A 22,095-nucleotide genomic window follows, 5' to 3' on the forward strand; every position below is an offset into this window, starting at 1 on the left:
TCTGCGTCACGCTTGGGGACGCAGAGCGTCCCTAACTGCATTCCCACGCAGAGCGTGGGAACGATCATCAGGTGCTCACTTGCGCTGAAGCAACCCCGGCAACTGCGCCACCAGCTTCTGGTTGTTCAATGGCGCACGAATAAACCCACGCTGAGTACCATCCGGGCCGATCAGTGCCAGGTTACCGCTGTGGTCGACTGTATAGTTCGGCTTGCTGGTATCCGCCGGAATGAAGGGAATGCTCACCGCATTCGAGACCTTCTGCACATCCTCCACGTTAGCGCCAGTCAGGCCTTGGAACTGTGGGTCGAAGTAACCCAGGTACTGCTTGAGCTGCGCCGGGGTATCGCGGTGTGGATCGACGCTGACCAGGATCACCTGCAACTTGTCCACAGCCTCTTTGGGCAGCTCACTCTTGATCTGGCGAAGCTGGGCGAGGGTGGTCGGGCAGATATCCGGGCAGAAGGTGTAACCGAAAAACAGCAGGCTCCACTTGCCCTTCAACTCATTGACCACCACCGGCTGGCCTTCCTGGTCGGTCATGGTCACCGTTGGCAACTGGCGGCTTTGCGGCAGCAGAATGATGCCGGCGTCGATCAGCGCAGTGGGATCGCCCTGGCCTTTGCCCGAGAGCACTTTGTTGACGGTCAGGCCCATGATCAACGCCACCAGGGCCACGAGGATGAAGACGGTTTTTTGAGTTCGAGTCATAGGTTCAACAATAAGTAGTGGTCTACGAGCAGGGCGATAAACAGCAGCAGCAAGTACCAGATAGAGTACTTGAACGTGTTGATCGCCGCGTGCGGCTGGCTGCCACGGTACAACACCCAGGCCCATTGCAGAAAGCGCGCACCCAATACCAGCGCACAGCCCAGGTAGAGCAGCCCGCTCATGTGGATAACGTAGGGCATCAGGCTCACCGCCAGCAGGGCGAAGGTGTACAGCAGGATATGCACCTTGGTGTAGTGTTCGCCATGGGTGACCGGCAGCATCGGGATGTCGGCCTTGGCGTATTCCTCTTTGCGGTGAATGGCCAGGGCCCAGAAATGTGGCGGAGTCCAGGCGAAGATGATCAGCACCAGCAGCAAGGGTTCGGCACTCACATGCCCAGTAACAGCCACCCAACCCAACAGCGGCGGCGCCGCACCGGCCAGACCGCCGATGACGATATTCTGCGGCGTTGCTCGCTTGAGAAAGCCGGTATAGATCACCGCATAACCCAGCAGCGAAGCCAAGGTCAGCCAGGCCGCCAGCGGGTTGGTGTACGCGAGCAGCAGGGCTAATCCTGCAATAGCCAGGAACAACGCAAACGCTAACGCCGCCATCGGCGAGACACGCCCCTCAGCCATCGGCCGCTTGTGAGTGCGCGCCATCACGGCATCAATCCGTCGATCGACCACATGGTTCACCGCCGCCGCGCCGCCGGCACACAGGGCAATGCCGAGGTTGCCGAACACCAGCACTGTCCAGGGCACCCCGGCGCGGGTGGCAAGGAACATGCCCACCAGCGAAGTAATCAGCATCAGCACCACTACTTTGGGCTTGGTCAGCTCCAAATAGTCACGCCAGATCGCCCGGTCGCGACGTGCGCCGATCACGGTCGCCATGGCAGCTCTCCTTTAAGGGTGATAAGGCCCGACACCTGTTTGCGCGGGATAAAACGCCAGCCGAACAGGCGCGGGTGACGCACCCGAACCAGGCTGGTGCGCGCGTGATAATTGACCAGCACCAGCGTCAACAACAACGCTGCCCCGCCGGCGTTGTGTGCGACCGCCACCGGCAGGGGCAAGCCGAACGCCACATTGCTCACCCCCAGGCAGATCTGCGCAGCCAGGGCGATCAACAGCAGGCCGGCCAGGCGCGTCATCCCTACTGCTCGCAGTTGCCAGGCCAAACCGAGCAGCACGAGCGTGACCAGCACGGCGCCGATGCGATGCGTCAGGTGGATAGCAGTGCGCGCCTCGCTGTCGAGCTGCCCGCCCAGGTAATTGGGGCCGATGTGCTGGGTCAGGTGAAAACCATTGGCGAAGTCTGCCGTCGGCCACCATTGGCCATGACAGGTGGGCAAATCGATACAGGCCACCGCTGCGTAGTTGGAACTGACCCAGCCGCCCAGGGCGATCTGCCCGATCACCAGCACCAGGCCCGCCGTCGCCCAATATTGCAGGCGCTTGGGCACGACCAGCGCCGGTAGTACGCCGGACAGCCGCAGGGTCAGCAGAAACAGGAGGCTCAAGGTCGCAAAGCCGCCCAAAAGGTGCCCTGTGACCACTTGCGGCCAGAGCTTCAAGGTCACGGTCCACATGCCAAACGCCGCTTGGGCGAACACCACCGCCAGTAGGAACAGCGGCAGCTTCACGGGCTGGCCCGGATCACGTCGATGACGCCACGAACGCGCCGCCAGCAGCGCGATCAACAGGCCCAGGCTGCCCGCGAAGTAGCGATGGGTCATCTCGGCCCAGCCTTTGTCGGCCTCCACCGGCGTGTCGGGAAAGTGCAACTCGGCATGGGCCAGTTGGGCTTCGCTTTGCGGCACGCTGATAAAGCCATAGCAGCCCGGCCAGTCCGGACAGCCGAGGCCGGCGTGGGTCAGGCGGGTATAGGCACCGAGCAGCACGACAAACAACGCCAGTAACGTGGCAAACAGCGCGAGGCGAAATCCAGGCTTGGCCATGAGGGTGCCCTTATCCGATGTTCGACAGTTTCAGCAGCAAGCGCAGGTCGTTGAGCAAGTCCTTGCCCTTGACCTTGGCGTCGTAGCGCAGCACCAAATTGCCGTGGGGGTCGACGATCCACAGTTGCGCATCGCCGGGCGCGGCAGCGTTCCTGGTAAAGGACGACACATCCAGCGGGTAGCGCTGCAGCTGTGGATATTCGGCTTTGAGCTTGGCCTCGTATTCGCCGCTCAACGGTTGCGCACCCGCCAGGGCATGGCTGGCACGGGATGCATCACGGCCAAGGCTGATCTGCAGCTGGCGCGCCAGGTAGACCAGTTGCTGGCAATTGGCAGCACAGGCGGTGGGGGCGGTGACCAGCAGTTGCCAGCGCTGTTCATCGGCCTGCACGCCGATGTCGGCGCGGGTCTGGCCGTTGCCAATCAGTTCGCCGTGATAGCTGCGGCTGTCCGGCACCCAGAACTGCAATTTGTACATGAAGGTGGCCAGCACCATCGGGCCGATCACCATCATCAGGATCAAAATCAGCTGCCAGCGCCCCTTGCGCCGATCAGGCGTGTCAGATGTGCGGGGTGGATTCATGGCCGCTCCCATGGGGCTTCTCCTTTTTGTTATGCCATCCGAGGTAGAGGTAAAGCGCCAGCAACGCCATGGCCATGGCGAACCATTGCACAGCGTAGGCCAGGTGTTTTTCCGGGCCCATGGCGACGACGGGCCAGGTGGTTTCGTAGGTACCGGGGCCCGCTTCGGCGCGCAGTTCATAGTCAAAACCGCTGCGCCCCAGTTCGTCCCACAGGGCGGCGGGGTGCAGTGCGGTAAGCAGGCGCGGCCATTGCGTGCTGGCCGGGTCGGCATGCAGTTGGAAGGTCTCGCCTGGGGCGACGTACACCCAGGCGTCGAGGTTCAGCGTCTGTTCAGGAGTAGTAAAGGCGGGCGCGATACGCCGGTCCGGCCAGGGCAGCCAGCCGCGATTGAGCAACAGCCACAGGCCGCTGGCCTGGTCATGAAAGGGTTGCAGCAACTCGACACCGGCCTTGCCGTCACGCATGCGGTTATCCAGCAATACGCTGTGTGCACCATCCAGTTGCCCGCGAAGGTGAACGCGACGGAAGGCTGGATCAGCCATGTCATTGAGCTGAGCACTGCTGACCGGCTCGGCGGCGCGGCGCTCGGCATAACGGTCTACCAACAGTTGCTTTTCGTGCCCGCGGGACAATTGCCAAAACCCCAGGCCCACCATCAACGGCAGCAACACCAGTACCACCAGCGTCGGCGCGATGCCCGGACGAAAGCGTTGCATGGCACTGGCTATACTCGATCTCATCGCCCCTCCCCAATTAGCCCGGAGCCAGACCATGCTCAAAGCCGCCATTGCCCTGATGCTGATCGCGACCGTCGTGAGCCTGTTCAGTGGCTTGTTCTTCCTGGTCAAGGACGAGGGCAACTCCAACCGCCTCGTCACTGCCTTGACCGTGCGTGTCACCCTGGCCGTGATCACCGTGGGCTTGATCGCCTGGGGCTTTTTCAGCGGCCAATTGGTCTCTCATGCGCCGTGGTAAGCGGCGTCAGAGCACATAGACAAAGAAAAACAGCCCGATCCACACCACGTCCACAAAGTGCCAATACCAACTGGCCGCCTCGAAACCGAACTGGTGCTCGGCATTGAAATGCCCGCGCAGGATGCGCATCAGCATCACAAACAGAATGATGGTGCCGATGGTCACGTGGGCGCCGTGAAAGCCCGTGAGCATGAAGAACGTCGCGCCGTACACGCCTGAACCCAGGGTTAGGCCCAACTCTTTGTAGGCGTGGATGTATTCCTCGGCCTGGAATCCAAGAAACGCCAAGCCCAGCAGCACGGTGATCGCCAGCCAGAGTTTCAGTGCGCCACGATGGCCTTTGCGCAGGGCATGGTGGGCAATGGTGATGGTCACGCTGGAACTCACCAGCAGGATGGTATTGACCAATGGTAGGCCCCAGGGGCTGATGGTGCCTTTGGGCGCAGGGTAGAGCTTGGGGTCGGGGTTGTTCAGCAGGGGCCAGGCAAACTCGAAGTTCGGCCACAGCATGTGCGCAATGCCCTTGGGCCCCTCGCCCGCCAACCAAGGCCCAGCCCAGACGCGCACGTAGAACAGCGCACCAAAAAAGGCGATGAAGAACATCACCTCCGAAAAGATGAACCAGGTCATGCCCCAGCGGAACGAGCGGTCCATCTGGGCGCTGTACAGCCCAGCACGACTTTCCTTGATCACCGCGCCAAACCAGCCAAACAGCATGTAGGCCAGCAGCAAACCGCCGACGAAAAAGATCCACGGCCCGTGGGATTCAGGGCGCGCGGCCTTCAAGTCGTTGAACCACACGGCCAGGCCATACACGGTGACCAGCAGGCCAATCGTGGCAATTATTGGCCATTTGCTTTGCGCTGGTACGTAGTACGTATCATGAGTCGACATGTATTCGCTCTCCTGATTGAGGGGGCAAACAGTAGCTAGCCCCCGGTCCTGACGGCCACGGGCGGCTGGCGCGCAGTGATATCGAACAGCGTGTACGCCAGGGTCAAATGCTTCACATCCGTGGGCATCGCTCGGTCGACGATGAAACGTACGGGCATCTCAATGCGCTCACCGGGCTGCAACACTTGCTGGGTGAAGCAAAAGCATTCGGTCTTGTGGAAGTACATCGCCGCTTCGGCCGGGGAAATACTGGGTATCGCCTGGGCGGTCATCGGCTTATCAGTGGGGTTGTAGGCCACGAACAGCATCTCGTTGACTGCTCCGGGGTTGACCACAATCTCATCGGCCTTGGAGTGAAATTCCCAGACCATGTCGATGGCGTTGGTGGACAGAAACTGCACCCGCACTTGGCGCGAGGGGTCAACCATTTGCTCACCCTCGTACTGCCCGGCGGTCTTGCCGTTGATGCCGAACGCCTTGCACATCACGTCGTAGATCGGCACGAGGGCGAAGCCGAAGGCGAACATTGCCAGCACCAGGATCAGCAGGCGGGTGACCAGGCGCTTGAGCGGTACGGACTCAGCCATGGCGCCCACCTGGCTTTGGACTTTCTGTGGGAGCTGGCTTGCCTGCGATGAGGGCCTGAGGGCTGGTAGATTCAGTGCCTGACCTACCGCCATCGCGGGCAAGCCCGCTCCCACAGGGGGAGTATAGGGAGGGCTTCATTTGACCTCCGGCGGCGTGGTGAAGGTGTGATACGGCGCCGGCGAGGGCACGCTCCACTCCAGGCCTTCGGCGCCATCCCACGGTTTGGCCGGCGCAGGCGGGCCGCCACGGATGCACTTGATGACAATGAACAGGAAGAAGATCTGCGTGGCGCCGAACATGAAGGCACCAATGGACGAGACCATATTGAAGTCAGCGAACTGCAGGTTGTAGTCCGGCACTCGGCGCGGCATACCGGCCAGCCCCACAAAGTGCATGGGGAAGAACGCCATGTTCATGCCCACGAAAGACAACCAGAAGTGCAGCTTGCCCAAGGTTTCGTCGTACATGTGGCCGGTCCATTTAGGCAGCCAGTAGTAGGCCGAAGCGAAGATCCCGAAGATCGCGCCGGGCACCAGTACGTAATGGAAATGCGCCACCACAAAGTAGGTGTCGTGGTACTGGAAGTCCGCCGGGGCAATCGCCAGCATCAGCCCGGAGAAGCCGCCGATGGTGAACAGGATCACAAAGGCCACCGCAAACAACATCGGCGTCTCGAACGTCAGTGAGCCTTGCCACATGGTGCTGACCCAGTTGAACACCTTCACGCCCGTAGGCACGGCGATCAGCAAGGTGGCGTACATGAAGAACAGCTCACCCACCAGCGGAATGCCCACCACAAACATGTGGTGCGCCCACACGATGAACGACAGGAACGCGATGCTCGCGGTGGCGTAGACCATCGAGGTGTAGCCGAACAGCGGCTTGCGCGAGAAGGTGGGGATGATCGAGCTGACCGCGCCAAAGGCCGGCAGGATCATGATGTACACCTCGGGATGCCCGAAGAACCAGAACACATGCTGGAACAGCACGGGATCGCCACCACCGGCCGCGCTGAAGAAGCTGGTGCCGAAGTGGATATCCATCAGCATCATGGTCACGCAGCCCGCCAGTACCGGCATCACCGCGATCAGCAGGAACGCGGTGATCAGCCAGGTCCACACGAACAGCGGCATTTTCATCAGGGTCATGCCCGGCGCACGCAGGTTAAGGATGGTGGCGACCACGTTGATCGCGCCCATGATCGAACTGATGCCCATCAGGTGGATGGCAAAGATAAAGAACGTCACGCTTTCCGGGGCATAGGTGGTCGAGAGCGGGGCGTAGAAGGTCCAACCGAAATTCGGCCCGCCGCCGGGCGTGAACAAGGTGGACACCAGCAGCAGGAACGCCGCCGGCAGCAGCCAGAAGCTGAAATTGTTCATGCGCGGCAGGGCCATGTCCGGCGCGCCGATCATCAACGGGATCATCCAATTGGCCAGGCCGACAAACGCCGGCATCACCGCGCCGAATACCATGATCAGGCCGTGCATGGTGGTCATCTGGTTGAAGAACGCCGGCTGCACGATCTGCAGGCCCGGCTGGAACAACTCGGCGCGGATCACCATGGCGAACGAGCCGCCGAGCAGGAACATGGTGAAGGCGAACCACAGGTACATGGTGCCGATGTCTTTGTGGTTGGTGGTCAGCACCCAGCGCATCAGGCCCTTGGCGGGGCCGTGTGCGTGGTCGGCATGACCATGGTCGATCACGGTGCTCATGGCCGTTCTCCTGCAAGCGAGTGAGCGGGACGATTCAGGGCATTGGCAATGAAAGTCGTCATTTGCTTTCCGCCTGTTTCAGAGCCAGCACGTCTTTGGGCGTGACCATGTCGCCTTTGTTATTGCCCCAGGCGTTACGCTCATAGGTCACCACAGCGGCGATATCCACTTCCGAGAGCTGCTTGCCGAAAGCTGCCATCGCGGTGCCGGGCTTGCCGTGATACACGATGCTCAGATGGTCTTTGGCCGGCCCGGTGGCGATTTTCGAACCCTTGAGCGCCGGGAACATCGGTGGCAAGCCTTGGCCCTCAGCCTGGTGACAGGCCACGCAAGTGGTGTGATAGACCTTGTCGCCACGCGCCACCAGTTCGTCCAGCGTCCACTCCTTGGAGGTCAACTCCTTGAGCTTGGCGGCCTCCTCCTTGCGCTCGCCCAGCCAGGTGTCGTAGTCGGCCTTGGACTTGACCTCCACCACGATGGGCATGAAGCCATGGTCCTTGCCACACAGTTCGGCGCACTGACCACGGTAGATGCCGGGCTTCTCGACGCGGGTCCAGGCTTCGTTGACGAAGCCAGGGATAGCATCGCGCTTGACCGCAAAGGCCGGCACCCACCAGGAGTGGATCACATCGGCGGCGGTCACCAGAAAGCGCACCTTGGCGCCCACCGGCAATACCAGCGGCTGGTCGACTTCCAACAGGTAGTGCTCGCCCTTGGTGGCCTGGTTATGGATCTGCTCGGCGGGTGTGGCCAGGTTGCTGAAGAACTCCACATCCTGGCCCAGGTATTTGTAGTGCCACTTCCACTGATAGCCGGTGACCTGGATATCGATATCCGACTCACTGCTGTCGTAGATGTTGATCAGGGTCTTGGTGGCCGGAATGGCCATGGCCACCAGGATCAGCAAGGGCACCACGGTCCAGAGGATTTCCACGGTGGTACTTTCGTGGAACTTCGCCGCTACCTGGCCCGTAGACCGGCGGTGCAGGATCATCGACCAGAACATCGCGCCAAACACGACGATGCCGATCACCACACAGATCCAGAAAATGGTCATGTGCAGGTCAAACACAGCGTGGCTGACTTCAGTAGCCCCTGGCGCCATATTCGTAGTCCAGGCGGCGTGCGCCTGGCCGAATACCGACCACAACAGGAGGCCCATCCAAACGTGTGGATGTCGCGTCATTGCGGGTTCCCCTTTATGTTTCTTGTTATCCCGCCGGTTTGCACCTGCGGCGAAGGGAGCGGCTTCCATACTGCTTACAACCGCCAAGCCTTGCCTGCGTCATGCAGTTGGGCGTCATCAGCTAATTGCGTACAAAACCGAGTATAGACAGCCGTAGCAACCCCGCAATGTGTGGGGGCAAATCAATAGAAACAGACAGACGGAGCCCGTAAAATGGGCAGCGGAATCGTTTATCCGACGAACGATGGCATTTCGATATAACCCCTGCCTATAACCATGAAATAATTATGACAAATGCGTCTTAGGCGCTCGTATAAACGAACTACCTTATCTTCTCCCTTTTCCTACGCCTGCTTCACTGGAGCCCTCATGAACACCGCCGCATTGCGCGAGCAGATTTCCCGTGCCCATCAACACGAAGCCAGCACCGGCCAGCTCGTCAGCCAGCTGAAAAAACAAGTGCCGCACCTGCATTCGTCCATCGCCCTGGCTGACGGTGATCGCAACATGGTCATGACCCGTTTTGTGACCGCTTACATCGATCTGGTTCCTGATTTGCTCGACGCCGCCAATGACGTGGCCCGTGAGGCCGGGATTGAAAGCCAGATCAAACCGGTACTGAAAATCGCTGAACATTTTTTCCTGCAGCCACCAGCGATTCTGGCCGGACACGACGGCCTTGATGGCCTGCTGGATGAGGCCTACCTGGCGCATCGCCTGGTCGAAGAAGTGAACGATCTGTATATCAAGCATTTTGGCCAGCCGCTGATTCCAGCGGATACCACCGTGGCCAACGTGATCGCCCATCAACTGATCGGTGAAGACTTCGCCAACCAATTGGATGAAGCCGTGCACCTGGCGGTGGATGAGATGCTTAACGAGGAAAGCTTTGCGCTGGAATCGGTCGAGGCCTATCGCGAACAGCTCAAGAGCCCGCAGACCGAAGCGTCCTGGAAGCGCTGGCCATGCCTGTCGCGCCAGCTTGGGGTTGAGCTGTCGCTGGATCAACCTGCGTAAATCGTCCGGCTTACAAAGATCAACTGTGGGAGCCGGGCTTGCCCGCGATTGGCGGAGTATCAGCCAACAGATTAGTTGACTGAACCAGCGCCATCGCGGGCAAGCCCGGCTCCCACAGTTTTTTGAGAGGTCAGGCAGGCGCTGAGCCGATCCCCACTGTCGTTCTCACCCGACCTTCCAGCCGACGCTTCAAACCGCGAGCCTCGATCACCAACGTCGAGCCCTTGGCCGCATTGGCCCGGCCCCATTCTTCCAGCAACTCCAGGCAAGAGTGGTCGATGTAACTCAAGTTGCTCAACGGCACATTCAGGGTGGTCCCCGCAGGTACCGCCGACAACACCTGAGTCAACGCCGGCACCTTCAGAAAGGTTGCCGCCCCCGTCAAACGCAGCTCCATCTCACCTTCCTGGGGCAGGTCGATCAGGCTGACTTTCAGGCGCGACGCCTTGAACGCCAGCTTCACCAATGTAAGCCCAAACCCCACCAGCACACCGGTCAGCAAATCGGTGAAGATGATTGCCAGTGCCGTGGCCGCATAGGTGAACATCGGCATCCGCCCATAGCGGCCTAGCGCCTTGAACGCCTTGATGTCTACCAACTTGATGCCGGTGTACACCAGCACACCCGCCAGGCTCGCGACCGGAATGCTCTGCAGCACGCTCGACAGCAAGAGCACGAAACCCAGCAGCCATAGGCCATGGAACATCGCCGACAGACGCGTGGTTGCCCCGGCCTGGACGTTAGCCGAGCTGCGCACGATCACGCCGGTCATTGGCAAAGCGCCAACCAGACCGCAGAGCATGTTGCCCACCCCTTGGGCCGACAATTCCTTATCGAAATCCGAACGTTGACCACTGTGCATGCGGTCCACCGCTGCGGCAGACAGCAGGGTTTCGGCACTGGCAATAAACGCCACGGCGAATGCCGCGATCAGCAACTGTGGATCCGCCAGGTTCAGCAAGTCGCTGGGGCGCAGCCAGTCGATAGCGTCCGCCAGGTTTTCCGGGACTTCCACGCGCTTGACCTGCAACGCCAGCACCAGGCTGGCAACAGTCGCCAGGCCCACGCCAAGCAACGCGCCAGGTACAAACCGCAGTTGTTGCGGGCGGAATTTGTCCCACAGGTACATCACCAACATCGTCGACAAACCAAGTACGCCAGCCTGCCAGCCGAGCCCGCCGCCGAAGGTAGGAATTGCTGCAGCCAGCGCTGCCGGGAAGCCGGCCAGGTTATCCAGCCCTGAAGGCTTGGGCGCGCCGTCGAGCATCACATGAACCTGCGACAGCACGATCAACACGCCAATCCCGGCCAACATGCCGTAGACCACCGCCGGCGCGGTGACGCGAAACCAGCAGCCCAGGCGCAAACGCCCGGCAACCAATTGCAGGAAGCCGGCCAGCAACAGGATCGGCCCCAGCATCAGCATGCCGTGCTGGCGCACCAGCTCGAACACCAGCACCGCCAGACCCGCCGCCGGGCCGCTGACCTGCAGCGGCGAGCCGGCCAACCAGCCCACCACCAGGCCGCCGATGATGCCAGTGATCAGGCCCTTGGCCGGCGGCATGCCGGACGCAATCGCGATGCCCATGCACAGTGGCAAGGCGACCAGAAAAACAACCACCGAGGCGAGCAGCTCCCGTGGCAATACAGCTTTCAATTGAGCAGCACGCATGATGACTCTCCCGAGGCATTCGCCGGGCGCGGTAAAGCCTGGCTGCATCCATGGCAGCCACCGCATTACCCGGCAGGGAAGTGTTTTAGAAGCGCGCTTTAGGCGTCGCTGAAGGGATCGGCTCGGTGCCGTTCAGCGGTCGGAACGCCGCTTTGTCCGCATCGTAGGCCCGAATTTCGCTGGTCTCGATGTTGTAGATCCAACCATGGATAAACAAATGACCATTGGCCATGCGCGAAGCCACGGAAGGGTGGGTACGCAAATGTTGCAGTTGGGCGATGACGTTTTCTTCGGTCAGCACCGCCATGCTCTCGCCTTCGTTGGCGCAGTCGCAGTTGTCATGGACCATGGTCTTGGCGACCTCGGCGTGACGCAACCAGGCCTTGACCGTCGGCATCTTTTCCAGACTGTCGGGGTTGAGCACGGCACGCATGGCGCCGCAGTCCGAATGCCCGCACACGATGATGTGCTGTACGCCAAGGGCGAGCACAGCGTATTCGATAGCCGTGGAAACACCGCCGTTCATCTGGCCGTAGGGCGGCACCACGTTACCGACGTTACGGGTCACGAACAGGTCGCCTGGGGAGCTCTGGGTGATCAGCTCGGGCACGATGCGCGAGTCGGCGCAGGTGATGAACATCGCCCGTGGGCTCTGGGCAGTGGCGAGTTTCTTGAAAAGTTCTTCCTGCTGGGGGAAGACGTCGTGATGGAAATGCAAAAAGCCGTCAACGATATGCTGCAGCGCTGCATCGGCGGATTCCGCCACCTGAGGGGCTGAAGCCGACGCAGCCAACGGCTGTTTATCCTTGTCACTCATGATTCATCCTCTTGATCAATGCAGGGGAGGGTTCAGGTCAGTTCGACGCCATGGCGGTGAAATAGTTGTAAAACAAGCACCGGCCAGGCCGCCGACTCATCAGTCACTCGCTGAACAAGGTAAACGTCGAAACTTAACTCAAACTGAATGAACCGCTCTAGAACGCGGGTTTCAGTGATGTCAAAACGCGACTATTCCTACAGCAAAGGTGCACGTCTCTCCCTCAGTCTACAACAAAGCCATCTGCCTGCCCGGTGGGCAAAACGCCGTGCAATCAAGGTTGAACCCTTGCCGCCGATTCAGCCCCAGACGCTTGATCGCCTTGCTGAAACGCTGCGCCAGCAAATCGGCAAACGGCCCTTCACCGCGCATACGCACGCCAAACCGGCTGTCATACACCTCACCCCCGCGTACTTGACGCACCAGGCTCATCACATGGGCGGCTCGCTGGGGGTAATGGGCCGCCAGCCACTCCTCGAACAACGGCGCCACCTCCAATGGCAGGCGCAGCATCATATACGCCGCGCTTTGTGCGCCGGCCGCGTGAGCTTCGGTAAGCAGGCTCTCCAGCTCGCTGTCGTTGATCATCGGGATCATTGGCGAACAAAGCACGCCCACCGGGATGCCTGCGTCGCGCATTACCCGAATCGCCCGCAGCCGTGCCTTGGGGGCCGCCGTGCGCGGTTCCAGGATGCGCTTGAGCTCGTCGTCCAGGCTGGTGAGGCTGATCATCACCGCCACCAGGCGCTGGCGGGCCAACTCGGTCAGCAGGTCGAGGTCGCGCAGGATCAGCGAGCCCTTGGTGATGATCGTCACTGGGTGGCGGTAGCGCAGCAGTACTTCAAGGGTTTGCCGGGTGATCCGGTATTCGCGCTCGATTGGCTGGTACGGATCGGTATTGGAGCCCAGGTTGATCGGCGCACACACGTAGCCCGGCTTGGACAGCTGCTGTTCCAGCACATCGGCCGCATTGCTCTTGGCAATCAATCTGGTTTCAAAGTCCAGCCCGGGCGACATGTCCCAATAGGCATGGCTGGGCCGCGCATAGCAGTAGATGCAACCATGTTCACAACCACGATACGGGTTGATCGACCGATCAAACGGCAAGTCCGGCGAGTTGTTGCGGGTGATGATGGTCTTGGCCGTTTCGATACGCACTTCGGTGCCTTGGGTCGGCGGCACTTCCTGATACCAACCGTCGTCCTCGGCCACGCTGACGGTGGGTGCAAAGCGATTATGCAGATTGGTGGCCGTACCCCGGCCACGGGGCGGCAGCGCAGTAGACATGAAAACGCCTCGATACTGTTTTTATATACAGTATCGAGGCGCGAGGTTTCTGACCAGTGCCGTTGGGCGGCCAGCGAACTTATCAGTGCTTTTGCGTCACCTGCCCCAAGTCATCGCCCGAGGTGGTGTGCAGATCGTTTTTGCGCAGGTCCGCCACATCGCTCGCCTTGACCGGCGCGCCCTGGTTGCCCCAGCTGCCACGGATAAAACTGACCACATCCGCCACTTCCTGGTCCGACAGACGCCAGGCGAACGCTGGCATAGTGAAGGTTGATGGCGCCGCATGGGTGGCCGGCAAGGTGCCGCCGTTCAACACAATGTTGATCAACGACGTGGCATCTGCCGTCTGCAACACCGGGTTGCCCGCCAGCGCCGGGAATACCCGCGTATAGCCATGGCCGTCGGTACGGTGGCAGGCCGCGCAGTTGTCGATATACACCGAGGCGCCCGGCTTGCTGTCATCACCTTTCCAGAGCGCTTGCGCTACCTGCTTGTCGTATTGGTGCGGCTGGTCCTTCGGATCGACTGCCGGCAGGCTCTTGAGGTATCGCGCGATAGCGGTCAGGTCATCTTCCGACATGTACTGCATGCTATGGACGACAACATCGCTCATACCGCCGAACACCGCACTGCGGTCACTGCGGCCGGTCTTGAGAAACTGCACCAGTTGCTCTTCGCTCCAACTGCCGAGGCCGTCCTTGTGGTCGCCGCGCAGGCTTTTGGCAATCCAGCCTTCCAACGGCGCACTGCCAGAGAGGAAGGCGCTGCCGTCCGTGGCACTCAGGGCTTTTTCCTGCATGGTCAGGGCACGCGGCGTATGGCAGGCGCCGCAATGTCCGAGACCTTCCACCAGGTAGGCACCGCGATCGATCACCGGGTCGGCAGCGGCTTGCGGCTGATGCGCCTCGACTGCCGGGGCAAACATCCAGCGCCAGGCCGCCAACGGCCAACGCATGCTCAGGGGCCAGGGAATATCGCTGTCCTTGTTTTCCTGGGCAACCGGTTCGACCCCCTTCATGAAGTACGCATACAGCGCTTGCATATCGCTGTCGCTGACACGTGCATAAGACGGGTAAGGCATCGCCGGGTAAAGCGTACTACCGTTCTTGGCGACACCATGGCGCACGGCCTTGTCGAAATCCTCGAAGCTGTAGTCGCCCAGACCGGTCTTGTCCGGGGTGATGTTGGTGGAGTAGATCACGCCAATAGGCGTTTCCATCGGCAGGCCGCCAGCGAAGGGCTTGCCACCCTTGGCGGTGTGGCAGGCGACGCAGTCGCCGGCACGTGCCAGGTATTCACCCTGCTTGATCAGATCGGTTTCGGCGGCGCTGATCGAGCAGCTGCTGAACAGCGCCAGGGAGGCGATAACGAGTGCTTTCATGGTCATCGCTCCTTATGCCTGAACCAGCGGGCCGGGGTTTTTGAGGTACTGCTCGCGAATCGCGCGAGCTGACCAGTAGGTCAACGCTGCCACCAGGCCGGTAGGGTTGTAGCCCAAGCCTTGTGGGAAAGCGGAAGCACCAGGGACAAAGACGTTGTGCACATCCCAGCTCTGCAAGTAGCGGTTCAACGCACTGGTTTTCGGGTCGGTGCCCATGATCGCGCCGCCGTTGAGGTGGGTGGTCTGGTAGGAGGCGGTATTGAAATGCTCACCAACCTTTTTACCCAGCACGGCGATGGCCTTGGGGTTCATGGCCTGGGCCACTTTACCCATTTTTTCCATCATGAAGCGGTTCATCTTGATGTCGTTTTCTTGCCAGTCGAAGGTCATGCGCAGCAGCGGCAGGCCGTAGGCATCCCGGTAGACCGGGTCCAGATCCAGGTAGTTGCTGCGGTAGGACTGATGGGCACCGTGAGAATCCATTGAGACCTGATGGGTGTAGTAATCGGCGGTGGCGCGCTTCCAGGTGCTGCCCCAGGCCGGCGTGCCCGGCGGGTTGGACGTACCGGCAATCGGCCGGCTGCCCGCCTGGTTGACCCACATCGGCGAACCACCCACGAAGCCGTGGGGGCCATGGTCAAAGTTGTCGGCGTTGAAGTCGTCGATGGCCACGCCATTGCCGCCCGCGCCGATAAAGTTGTTGGTGTGGGTGTCCTTGTCGAAGAACGCCTTGATGGTGCCCATGTTCTGGTAGGCGAAGTTGCGGCCTACCACACCCTCGTTGGTAATCGGGTCGTAGGGTTTGCCGATGCCGGACAGCAGCATCAGGCGCACGTTATGGAACTGGAAGGCGCCAAGAATCACCAGGTCAGCCGGTTGTTCACACTCGCGGCCCTGGGCGTCGATGTAGGTCACGCCGGTGGCTTTCTTCTTGGTGCTGTCGAGGTTGACCTTGAGCACGTGGGAATTGGGCCGCAGCTCGAAGTTGGGCACCTGGCGCAAGGCCGGCAGGATGTTCACGTTCGGCGAAGCCTTGGAGTACATGTAGCACACGTAGCCACTGCAAAACCCGCAGAAGTTGCACGGGCCCATCTGCGCACCGTAGGGGTTGGTGTACGGCCCCGACGTATTGGCCGAAGGCAGGTTGTAAGGTTTGTAACCTACGTCGGTCGCCGCTTTCTGAAACAGCTGGGCGGAGACAGTATTTTTCTGCGCCTCCAGCGGGAACGGGTTGGAGCGATCCGGCGCGTAGGGGTTGCCGCCACGGCCTTCACCGACCAGTTGGCCCTTGACCGTCCAGGCTTGGCCGGAGGTGCCAAAGACTTTTTCCGCATAGTCGAAAAACGGCTCCAGCTCTTCGTAGCTGACGCCGAAGTCCTGGATGGTCATGTCCTTGGGAATGAAGTTCTTCCCGTAGCGCTCTTCGTAATGGCTGCGCATGCGCAGCTCAATCGGGTCGACGCGAAAATGCACGCCCGACCAGTGCAACCCCGCACCACCAACGCCATTGCCCGGCAAGAACGCGCCCAACTGACGATTGGGCAGGGCGACGTCATTCACGCTGTGGCGAATGGTCACCGTTTCTTTGGAGATGTCCTGGAACAGCTTCTTACGCACGCTGTAGGTCAATTCGTCGATGACCTGGGGATAGTTGCCGTCTGGATAAGTGTCCTGCATCGGGCCGCGCTCCAGCGCTACCACGTTGAGGCCCGCTTCTGTCAGCTCTTTGGCCATGATCGCGCCCGTCCAGCCGAAGCCCACAATCACTGCATCCACTTTCTTCATGATGGTCGCCACGTTTACGCCCTCTCGCCGCGAATGGAAACAGCCGGGAAGGGGTATTGCTCGTTGCGTTCCACCCAATCCATGAAATCGGCGCGGGCGCCGGGGAAGCCGATCATGGTCCAGCCGACCATGCCTTTATTACCGCCGTGGATAGGGTCGCAGAAAAAGCCTTCCTTGGTGTTTTGCAGCAAAAGGTTGAAGAACATCTTGGGCGGCACCGCGTCGAAGTGCGCCGCCACTTCGCTGCCGCCAGCCTCCAGACGCCTAAGCATATCGTCTCGGGTAGCGCTGTCTTGCGCAGCAAAAGCCTTACCGTTGAACGCTTTCGACCACGCATCCGTACAAGCAATGCCGAGGCGATAGATCTCCTTGGGTACCAATTTGCTTTGCCAGCCCATCTCCGGCGCCGCATCAGCGTTGAACGGGCCTTGCATGAACCACAGGGCGCCACTGGCGTAAGGGGTGTTCATCTGGCGGTCGATGTATTCCGGCGCGCCAGCTTCCAAGGCACCTGGGCCTTGGGCGTCAGCGGGAATCAAGCGCTCGACGGCGGCGTTGATAAACGCCCATTCCTCGGCCGTGAAATAACTTGGCTCGTAGGCTTTGTCGCTGACCGCGGGTTTGGCCGGCTCGGCCTGGGCCGGTTCCGGAGTGGCCATCAACATCGAACCGCCAAGGCCGGTGCTGGCAACCGTGACCACCGGGATCAAGGTCAAGGATTTGCGTAAAAAGTCACGCCGGGGGTTGTCTTGATCTTGATCAGACATAGGTACACCTCATCATGTGGTCACGGGTTTATCCGCCGCTTCTGGGAGCAGCGTGAAGGCTTTGCCGCTAATTGGATCCAAGCAGACACAGCACAATGGCAAACATTAGTTACAAATGATAGCAGGCTAAGAATTCAGAGGCGTCGATTCGGTGACAAAAACACCGGATCAGATCGCAAGCATCACGATTCTTTGACACGGACCTCACGCCGTATTGACCCGCTTTAAGTGAATCTGCGGCCCATCAGCCACTTCCTAGCTCGGTCACGACGTTCATGTTCAACACACGCTTACTCCTCGTTCTCGGCCTGGCGCTCATGAGCCTGTTCAGCACCGTACAAGCCGATGAGGCTGCGTCGATCCGCTCGCCGGAGTGGGCCCAGCCGGTGGGTAACCAATACAACCTGCACCAGATGACACCCACGCTCTATCGCAGCGCATTGCCGGATGGACGTGCGCTGCCGTTATTGCAAAAACTCAAGATCGTTACGGTCATCAACTTCCTGCCAGAATCTGATACGCAGTGGCTCCAATCCTCTGATATCAAACAGGTGCAGTTGAGCTATCGAACCAACCACGTCGACGATGCCGACGTGCTGGCGGCAATCAGAGCGATTCAGGCAGCAGAGGCCGATGGCCCGGTGTTGATGCATTGCAAGCACGGCGCCGACCGCACCGGCCTGATGGCAGCGATGTATCGGGTGGTGGTTCAAGGGTGGAGCAAGGAGGACGCGCTGAACGAAATGACCTTGGGCGGCTTTGGCAGCAGCAATGGTTTCAAGGATGGCGTTCGCTACATGATGAAAGCCGATGTCGACAAGTTGCGCACAGCTTTGGCGAATGGGGATTGCAGCACCAGCGCCTTTGCGTTGTGCTCAATGAAAGGCTGGATCACCACAACGGGTAAGGAAGAAAAAAAATTATAGGAGCGAGCTTGCTCGCGAAGAACGTTAACGATAACGCGCGTTTTCCTGGATAAACGCCGCGCTGTTGAGTTCTTCGCGAGCAAGCTCGCTCCTACAGTGAGTGCCGGCTTAGTCTTTTTTCAGCTTCGGGTTCGGGAAGAACTGCACTGCCTGCACCTTAGGATCGGCCGGCGCTTTCAACGCGGTGGTATTGACCCTAGTGCCCAATTCCTTGGGCACCGACAGGCCTTGATCATTCAGCGTATCGGTATACCCGCAGGCCACGCATTCGCGGTGCGGCACGCTGTCTTCGGTCCACATCTTCAACTTGTCCGGCTCGCTGCACGCCGGGCAGACCGCCCCGGCGATAAATTGCTTTTTGGTAATCACAGGCCCTTCACTCATGCTGCCGCGTCCTCACTCAAGCCGCTGTGGCGCAAGAGTGCGTCAATCGACGGCGCGCGTCCGCGGAAATCGACGAACAGCACCATCGGCGCCTGGGAGCCGCCACGGGCCAGGATGGCTTCACGGAAGGCACGCCCGGTCTGGGCGTTGAGCACGCCGTCTTCCTCAAACTTGGAGAACGCGTCCGCCGACAGCACTTCCGCCCATTTGTAGCTGTAGTAACCCGCCGCATAACCGCCGGCGAAGATGTGAGCGAAGCTGTTGGGGAAGCGGTTGTAGGCCGGTGGGCGCATGACTGAGACTTCATCGCGCACGCCTTCAAGTACCTGGGCCACGCTGCGACCATCGCCATGGGTGGCGTGCAGTTCAAAGTCGAACAGCGAGAACTCCAGCTGACGCACCATCATCAGGCCGGACTGGAAATTTTTCGCCGCGAGCATTTTTTCCAGCAGGTCTTGGGGCAGGGGCTCGCCGGTTTCGTAGTGGCCGGAGATCAGCGCCAGGCCTTCAGGCTCCCAGCACCAGTTCTCCATGAATTGGCTCGGCAGTTCCACCGCGTCCCACGCCACACCGTTGATACCGGATACGCCGGCGTGCTCCACGCGGGTGAGCAGGTGATGCAGGCCGTGGCCGAATTCGTGGAACAGGGTGGTGACTTCATCGTGGGTCAGCAGGGCAGGCTTGCCACTGTCGGCCGGGGTGAAGTTGCACACCAGGTTGGCGACGGGGCTTTGCAGCACGCCATCAAGGGTACGGCGGCGGTCACGGGCACCATCCATCCAGGCACCGCCACGCTTGTTGGCGCGGGCATACAGGTCGAAGAAGAAGCGTCCGACGTGCTCGCCGTTCTCCTTGATCTCGAATAAGCGCACATCCGGGTGCCAGGTGTCGAAGCCTTTAAGCTCAGCGATCTCGATGCCGTACAGGCGCTGCACAATGGCAAACAGGCCGCCCAGCACTTTGTCGATGGGGAAGTAGGCGCGCAGCGCTTCCTGGGACACGCTGTAGCGCTGCTCACGCAGTTTTTCGCCGTAGAAACCGCTGTCCCAGCTCTGCAGATCAGCGCAGCCTTGCTCGGCGGCGTAGGCCTTGAGTTGCTGCAGGTCCTGGGCGGCGAACGGCTTGCTGCGCTTGGCCAGGTCGCGCAGGAAGCTCAGCACCTGGTCGCTGGATTCGGCCATCTTGGTGGCCAGGCTCAGCTCGGAGAACGACGCATAACCCAACAATTGGGCCAGTTCCTGACGCAGGTCGAGGATCTGCTCCATCACCGGGCCGTTATCGTTCTGACCGGCATTCGGGCCCTGGTCCGACGCACGGGTGCAGTAGGCGGCATAAACCTCTTCACGCAGGGCGCGGTCCTGGGCGTAGGTCATGACGGCGTAGTAGCTGGGGAATTCCAACGTGATCAGCCAGCCGTCGAGGCCCTTGGCCTGGGCGGCGGCAGCCATTTGCGCCTTGGCCGAATCGGTCAGGCCGGCAAGTGTCGCCTCATCAGTGACGTGCTTGGTCCAGGCCTGGGTGGCGTCCAGCAACTGGTTGGAGAATTTGCTGCCCAACTCGGACAGCTTGCTCTGCACCTCGGCGTAGCGTTTTTGCTGCTCCGGCGGCAAATCAATACCCGACAGGCGGAAGTCACGCAGGGAGTGTTCCAGAATGGTTTTTTGCGCCACATCGAAACCGGCAGCTTCCGGGCTGTTGGCCAGGGCTTCGAAGGCCTGAAACAGCTCACGGTTCTGGCCCATTTCGGTGGAGTAGGCGCTCAATGCCGGCAGGCACGCCTCGTAGGCTTCGCGCAGTTCGGCGCTGTTGCACACGGCATTGAGGTGGCTGACCGGGCTCCAGGCCGCGCCAAGGCGATCATTGAGTTCATCCATGGCCAGGACCAGGCCTGCCCACGTCGGATTTTTACCCTGGCTTTGGAGGATCTCTGCGATTGCCACGCGGTTGTCGGCGAGGATCTGTTCGATGGCCGGCTGCACGTGCTCGGCACGGATCGCCGAGAACGGCGGCAGGTCGTAGGACTGCAAAAGAGGGTTGTTCGCGCTCACGGTGGGCACCTTGGCTGAAGAAACATGTAGAACAAAGATGGGGCCATCTTAATTACAATCAACACCCACCGCAGCTATCAGCAGAAGAGAGAGAGGCTATCGTGACCCTTCGCACCTATCAGAACCACACGCCAACCCTCGGCGCCGGGGCGTTTGTCGATATTTCGGCGGTGGTGATCGGCGATGTCGAAATCGGCACTGACAGCTCGGTTTGGCCGCTGACGGTGATTCGCGGCGATATGCACCGCATCCGCATCGGTGCGCGCACCAGCGTGCAAGACGGCTGCGTGCTGCACATTACCCATGCCGGGCCGTTCAATCCGCAGGGTTACCCGTTGCTGATCGGCGACGATGTGACCATCGCCCACAAAGTCATGCTGCATGGCTGCACCGTGGGTAACCGCGTCCTGATCGGCATGGGCAGTATCGTGATGGATGGCGCCGTGGTCGAAGACGACGTGATCATCGGCGCCGGCAGCCTGGTGCCGCCAGGCAAGAAACTCGACAGTGGTTTTTTATATGTGGGCAGCCCGGTCAAACAGGTTCGCGCATTGACTGACAAAGAACGCGCCTTTTTCACCTACAGCGCTGCGAACTACGTGAAGCTCAAAGACCTGCACCTGGCTGAAGGATTCGATCAATGACCCTGCATCACCCCACCGTCCTGTTCGACCTGGACGGCACCCTCACCGACCCACGCGAGGGCATTACCCGTTCGATCCAGTACGCCTTGGCCAAACTGGGCATTGATGAGCCCGACCTGACCAAACTCGAACACTTCATCGGCCCGCCCTTGCTGCAGGCGTTCATGCAGTTTTACGCCTTCGACGAGGCCAAGGCATGGGAGGCGGTGAATTTCTACCGTGAGCGCTTCAAGGTCACCGGCCTGTACGAAAACCGCGTGTTCGACGGCGTCATGCCGTTATTGGAAGAGTTGAACAGCCAAGGGCGTCAGCTGTACGTAGCCACCTCCAAACCGTGGGAATTTGCCCGCGAGATTGCGCGGCATTTCGACTTTGCCAAGTACTTCAAGGTGATCTACGGCAGCGAACTGGACGGCACGCGTACCAACAAGGTCGAGTTGATCGCGCATTTGATGCGTGAGGAACGGCTGGACCCGGCCACCACCTTGATGATCGGTGATCGCAAGCATGACCTGATCGGCGCACGCAGTAATGGGCTGGATTCGGCCGCCGTGGGGTATGGGTTTGGTAGTTTTGAAGAGCTGAGTGCCGAGGCACCGACCTGGCATTTCGAGACGTTGGACCAGATGCATCAGGCGTTTTTGCAGCGTCCTTGAGACCGCTTTCGCAGGCAAGCCAGCTCCCACAGTTGACCGCATCCTCATGTTGAAAATCGGTCAACTGTGGGAGCTGGCTTGCCTGCGAAGA

At 60.4% G+C, this 22,095-nt stretch carries 22 protein-coding genes; 5 read left to right on the top strand and 17 right to left on the bottom strand.

What is annotated here, in order from left to right; genetic code table 11:
- Nucleotides 1-75: 75 nt before the first annotated feature.
- The 5 genes from AC1RAC_RS25335 to AC1RAC_RS25355 are packed head-to-tail and all read right to left on the bottom strand — an operon-like array spanning nucleotide 76 to nucleotide 3,999.
- Nucleotides 76-711 carry an SCO family protein gene (locus AC1RAC_RS25335; RefSeq protein WP_054897237.1) on the bottom strand — a complete coding sequence of 212 codons (636 nt, stop codon included), beginning with the start codon at nucleotides 709-711 and terminating at the stop codon, nucleotides 76-78.
- Nucleotides 708-1,607 (bottom strand): heme o synthase, encoded by a 900-nt coding sequence (cyoE, locus tag AC1RAC_RS25340; protein ID WP_054920928.1) that lies wholly within the window; start codon nucleotides 1,605-1,607, stop codon nucleotides 708-710. Before cyoE ends, AC1RAC_RS25335 begins: the two co-directional genes overlap by 4 nt.
- Entirely contained in the window at nucleotides 1,595-2,674 is a 1,080-nt protein-coding gene (locus AC1RAC_RS25345) for a COX15/CtaA family protein (protein ID WP_054897239.1), read from the bottom strand. The genes cyoE and AC1RAC_RS25345 overlap by 13 nt, the downstream gene beginning before the upstream one ends.
- A 10-nt stretch (nucleotides 2,675-2,684) precedes the next feature.
- A complete protein-coding gene (locus AC1RAC_RS25350) occupies nucleotides 2,685-3,269 on the bottom strand; it encodes a PA_0111/PP_0108 family redox-active disulfide protein (protein WP_492617084.1) in 585 nt (194 codons plus the stop codon).
- Nucleotides 3,235-3,999: an SURF1 family protein gene (locus AC1RAC_RS25355; RefSeq protein ID WP_492617085.1), complete on the bottom strand. Its 765-nt coding sequence runs from the start codon at nucleotides 3,997-3,999 to the stop codon at nucleotides 3,235-3,237. Before AC1RAC_RS25355 ends, AC1RAC_RS25350 begins: the two co-directional genes overlap by 35 nt.
- A gap of 31 nt (nucleotides 4,000-4,030) precedes the next feature.
- Between AC1RAC_RS25355 and AC1RAC_RS25360 the strand changes: the two genes are divergently transcribed.
- A complete protein-coding gene (locus AC1RAC_RS25360) occupies nucleotides 4,031-4,234 on the top strand; it encodes a twin transmembrane helix small protein (protein WP_003187345.1) in 204 nt (67 codons plus the stop codon).
- A gap of 6 nt (nucleotides 4,235-4,240) precedes the next feature.
- Here the strand turns inward: AC1RAC_RS25360 and AC1RAC_RS25365 are convergent, their stop codons facing one another.
- The 4 genes from AC1RAC_RS25365 to coxB all read right to left on the bottom strand — a co-directional run bounded on the left by AC1RAC_RS25365 (nucleotide 4,241) and on the right by coxB (nucleotide 8,620).
- Nucleotides 4,241-5,128 carry a cytochrome c oxidase subunit 3 gene (locus AC1RAC_RS25365; RefSeq protein WP_003187344.1) on the bottom strand — a complete coding sequence of 296 codons (888 nt, stop codon included), beginning with the start codon at nucleotides 5,126-5,128 and terminating at the stop codon, nucleotides 4,241-4,243.
- Nucleotides 5,129-5,163: 35 nt separating this feature from the next.
- Nucleotides 5,164-5,715 carry a cytochrome c oxidase assembly protein gene (locus AC1RAC_RS25370; protein WP_054897242.1) on the bottom strand — a complete coding sequence of 184 codons (552 nt, stop codon included), beginning with the start codon at nucleotides 5,713-5,715 and terminating at the stop codon, nucleotides 5,164-5,166.
- Between the two features lie 135 nt (nucleotides 5,716-5,850).
- The gene (gene ctaD / locus AC1RAC_RS25375; protein WP_003187339.1) at nucleotides 5,851-7,434 is read right to left on the bottom strand and encodes a cytochrome c oxidase subunit I; all 1,584 of its coding nucleotides are present in this window, start codon (nucleotides 7,432-7,434) and stop codon (nucleotides 5,851-5,853) included.
- A gap of 58 nt (nucleotides 7,435-7,492) precedes the next feature.
- Nucleotides 7,493-8,620: a cytochrome c oxidase subunit II gene (gene coxB / locus AC1RAC_RS25380; RefSeq protein ID WP_032894328.1), complete on the bottom strand. Its 1,128-nt coding sequence runs from the start codon at nucleotides 8,618-8,620 to the stop codon at nucleotides 7,493-7,495.
- A 369-nt stretch (nucleotides 8,621-8,989) separates the two neighbouring features.
- Between coxB and AC1RAC_RS25385 the strand changes: the two genes are divergently transcribed.
- A complete protein-coding gene (locus AC1RAC_RS25385) occupies nucleotides 8,990-9,637 on the top strand; it encodes a hypothetical protein (protein WP_003187334.1) in 648 nt (215 codons plus the stop codon).
- 130 nt (nucleotides 9,638-9,767) lie between these two features.
- On the opposite strand, the gene AC1RAC_RS25390 is transcribed toward AC1RAC_RS25385, so the two are convergent.
- The 6 genes from AC1RAC_RS25390 to AC1RAC_RS25415 all read right to left on the bottom strand — a co-directional run bounded on the left by AC1RAC_RS25390 (nucleotide 9,768) and on the right by AC1RAC_RS25415 (nucleotide 17,346).
- Entirely contained in the window at nucleotides 9,768-11,309 is a 1,542-nt protein-coding gene (locus AC1RAC_RS25390; RefSeq protein ID WP_089041581.1) for a SulP family inorganic anion transporter, read from the bottom strand.
- Between the two features lie 85 nt (nucleotides 11,310-11,394).
- On the bottom strand, nucleotides 11,395-12,126 hold the full coding sequence (locus AC1RAC_RS25395) for a carbonic anhydrase (protein WP_003187331.1): 732 nt from the start codon (nucleotides 12,124-12,126) through the stop codon (nucleotides 11,395-11,397).
- Nucleotides 12,127-12,354: 228 nt separating this feature from the next.
- Nucleotides 12,355-13,413: a PA0069 family radical SAM protein gene (locus tag AC1RAC_RS25400; protein WP_492617086.1), complete on the bottom strand. Its 1,059-nt coding sequence runs from the start codon at nucleotides 13,411-13,413 to the stop codon at nucleotides 12,355-12,357.
- Nucleotides 13,414-13,495: 82 nt separating this feature from the next.
- Nucleotides 13,496-14,794, bottom strand: a complete 1,299-nt coding sequence (locus AC1RAC_RS25405) for a cytochrome c (RefSeq protein WP_072445700.1) — start codon at nucleotides 14,792-14,794, stop codon at nucleotides 13,496-13,498.
- Nucleotides 14,795-14,806: 12 nt separating this feature from the next.
- On the bottom strand, nucleotides 14,807-16,591 hold the full coding sequence (locus AC1RAC_RS25410; protein ID WP_492617087.1) for a GMC family oxidoreductase: 1,785 nt from the start codon (nucleotides 16,589-16,591) through the stop codon (nucleotides 14,807-14,809).
- 2 nt (nucleotides 16,592-16,593) lie between these two features.
- Entirely contained in the window at nucleotides 16,594-17,346 is a 753-nt protein-coding gene (locus AC1RAC_RS25415) for a gluconate 2-dehydrogenase subunit 3 family protein (RefSeq protein ID WP_054897245.1), read from the bottom strand.
- A 275-nt stretch (nucleotides 17,347-17,621) separates the two neighbouring features.
- Here AC1RAC_RS25415 and AC1RAC_RS25420 point away from each other — a divergent pair, with 275 nt between their 5' ends.
- Complete coding sequence (locus AC1RAC_RS25420) at nucleotides 17,622-18,272, top strand: dual specificity protein phosphatase family protein (RefSeq protein ID WP_057975184.1); 651 nt, start codon at nucleotides 17,622-17,624, stop codon at nucleotides 18,270-18,272.
- A gap of 108 nt (nucleotides 18,273-18,380) precedes the next feature.
- Here the strand turns inward: AC1RAC_RS25420 and AC1RAC_RS25425 are convergent, their stop codons facing one another.
- Together AC1RAC_RS25425 and prlC are read right to left on the bottom strand one after the other, a co-directional pair.
- Nucleotides 18,381-18,656 (bottom strand): YheV family putative zinc ribbon protein, encoded by a 276-nt coding sequence (locus AC1RAC_RS25425; RefSeq protein ID WP_020301415.1) that lies wholly within the window; start codon nucleotides 18,654-18,656, stop codon nucleotides 18,381-18,383.
- Complete coding sequence (gene prlC / locus AC1RAC_RS25430) at nucleotides 18,653-20,704, bottom strand: oligopeptidase A (protein ID WP_054897247.1); 2,052 nt, start codon at nucleotides 20,702-20,704, stop codon at nucleotides 18,653-18,655. The genes AC1RAC_RS25425 and prlC overlap by 4 nt, the downstream gene beginning before the upstream one ends.
- A 101-nt stretch (nucleotides 20,705-20,805) precedes the next feature.
- Here prlC and AC1RAC_RS25435 point away from each other — a divergent pair, with 101 nt between their 5' ends.
- Nucleotides 20,806-21,348 carry a gamma carbonic anhydrase family protein gene (locus tag AC1RAC_RS25435; protein WP_054897248.1) on the top strand — a complete coding sequence of 181 codons (543 nt, stop codon included), beginning with the start codon at nucleotides 20,806-20,808 and terminating at the stop codon, nucleotides 21,346-21,348.
- On the top strand, nucleotides 21,345-22,004 hold the full coding sequence (locus AC1RAC_RS25440; protein WP_034129215.1) for an HAD family hydrolase: 660 nt from the start codon (nucleotides 21,345-21,347) through the stop codon (nucleotides 22,002-22,004). Before AC1RAC_RS25435 ends, AC1RAC_RS25440 begins: the two co-directional genes overlap by 4 nt.
- Nucleotides 22,005-22,095: the final 91 nt, after the last annotated feature.

The organism is Pseudomonas sp. GW823-FHT02F05 (assembly GCF_058797315.1).

Coding starts and splice junctions, on each gene's coding strand:
- AC1RAC_RS25335 (WP_054897237.1), bottom strand. CDS start 711: ATGACTCGAACTCAAAAAACCGTCTTCATCCTCGTGGCCCTGGTGGCG.
- cyoE (WP_054920928.1), bottom strand. CDS start 1,607: ATGGCGACCGTGATCGGCGCACGTCGCGACCGGGCGATCTGGCGTGAC.
- AC1RAC_RS25345 (WP_054897239.1), bottom strand. CDS start 2,674: ATGGCCAAGCCTGGATTTCGCCTCGCGCTGTTTGCCACGTTACTGGCG.
- AC1RAC_RS25350 (WP_492617084.1), bottom strand. CDS start 3,269: ATGGGAGCGGCCATGAATCCACCCCGCACATCTGACACGCCTGATCGG.
- AC1RAC_RS25355 (WP_492617085.1), bottom strand. CDS start 3,999: ATGAGATCGAGTATAGCCAGTGCCATGCAACGCTTTCGTCCGGGCATC.
- AC1RAC_RS25360 (WP_003187345.1), top strand. CDS start 4,031: ATGCTCAAAGCCGCCATTGCCCTGATGCTGATCGCGACCGTCGTGAGC.
- AC1RAC_RS25365 (WP_003187344.1), bottom strand. CDS start 5,128: ATGTCGACTCATGATACGTACTACGTACCAGCGCAAAGCAAATGGCCA.
- AC1RAC_RS25370 (WP_054897242.1), bottom strand. CDS start 5,715: ATGGCTGAGTCCGTACCGCTCAAGCGCCTGGTCACCCGCCTGCTGATC.
- ctaD (WP_003187339.1), bottom strand. CDS start 7,434: ATGAGCACCGTGATCGACCATGGTCATGCCGACCACGCACACGGCCCC.
- coxB (WP_032894328.1), bottom strand. CDS start 8,620: ATGACGCGACATCCACACGTTTGGATGGGCCTCCTGTTGTGGTCGGTA.
- AC1RAC_RS25385 (WP_003187334.1), top strand. CDS start 8,990: ATGAACACCGCCGCATTGCGCGAGCAGATTTCCCGTGCCCATCAACAC.
- AC1RAC_RS25390 (WP_089041581.1), bottom strand. CDS start 11,309: ATGCGTGCTGCTCAATTGAAAGCTGTATTGCCACGGGAGCTGCTCGCC.
- AC1RAC_RS25395 (WP_003187331.1), bottom strand. CDS start 12,126: ATGAGTGACAAGGATAAACAGCCGTTGGCTGCGTCGGCTTCAGCCCCT.
- AC1RAC_RS25400 (WP_492617086.1), bottom strand. CDS start 13,413: ATGTCTACTGCGCTGCCGCCCCGTGGCCGGGGTACGGCCACCAATCTG.
- AC1RAC_RS25405 (WP_072445700.1), bottom strand. CDS start 14,794: ATGAAAGCACTCGTTATCGCCTCCCTGGCGCTGTTCAGCAGCTGCTCG.
- AC1RAC_RS25415 (WP_054897245.1), bottom strand. CDS start 17,346: ATGTCTGATCAAGATCAAGACAACCCCCGGCGTGACTTTTTACGCAAA.
- AC1RAC_RS25420 (WP_057975184.1), top strand. CDS start 17,622: ATGTTCAACACACGCTTACTCCTCGTTCTCGGCCTGGCGCTCATGAGC.
- AC1RAC_RS25425 (WP_020301415.1), bottom strand. CDS start 18,656: ATGAGTGAAGGGCCTGTGATTACCAAAAAGCAATTTATCGCCGGGGCG.
- AC1RAC_RS25440 (WP_034129215.1), top strand. CDS start 21,345: ATGACCCTGCATCACCCCACCGTCCTGTTCGACCTGGACGGCACCCTC.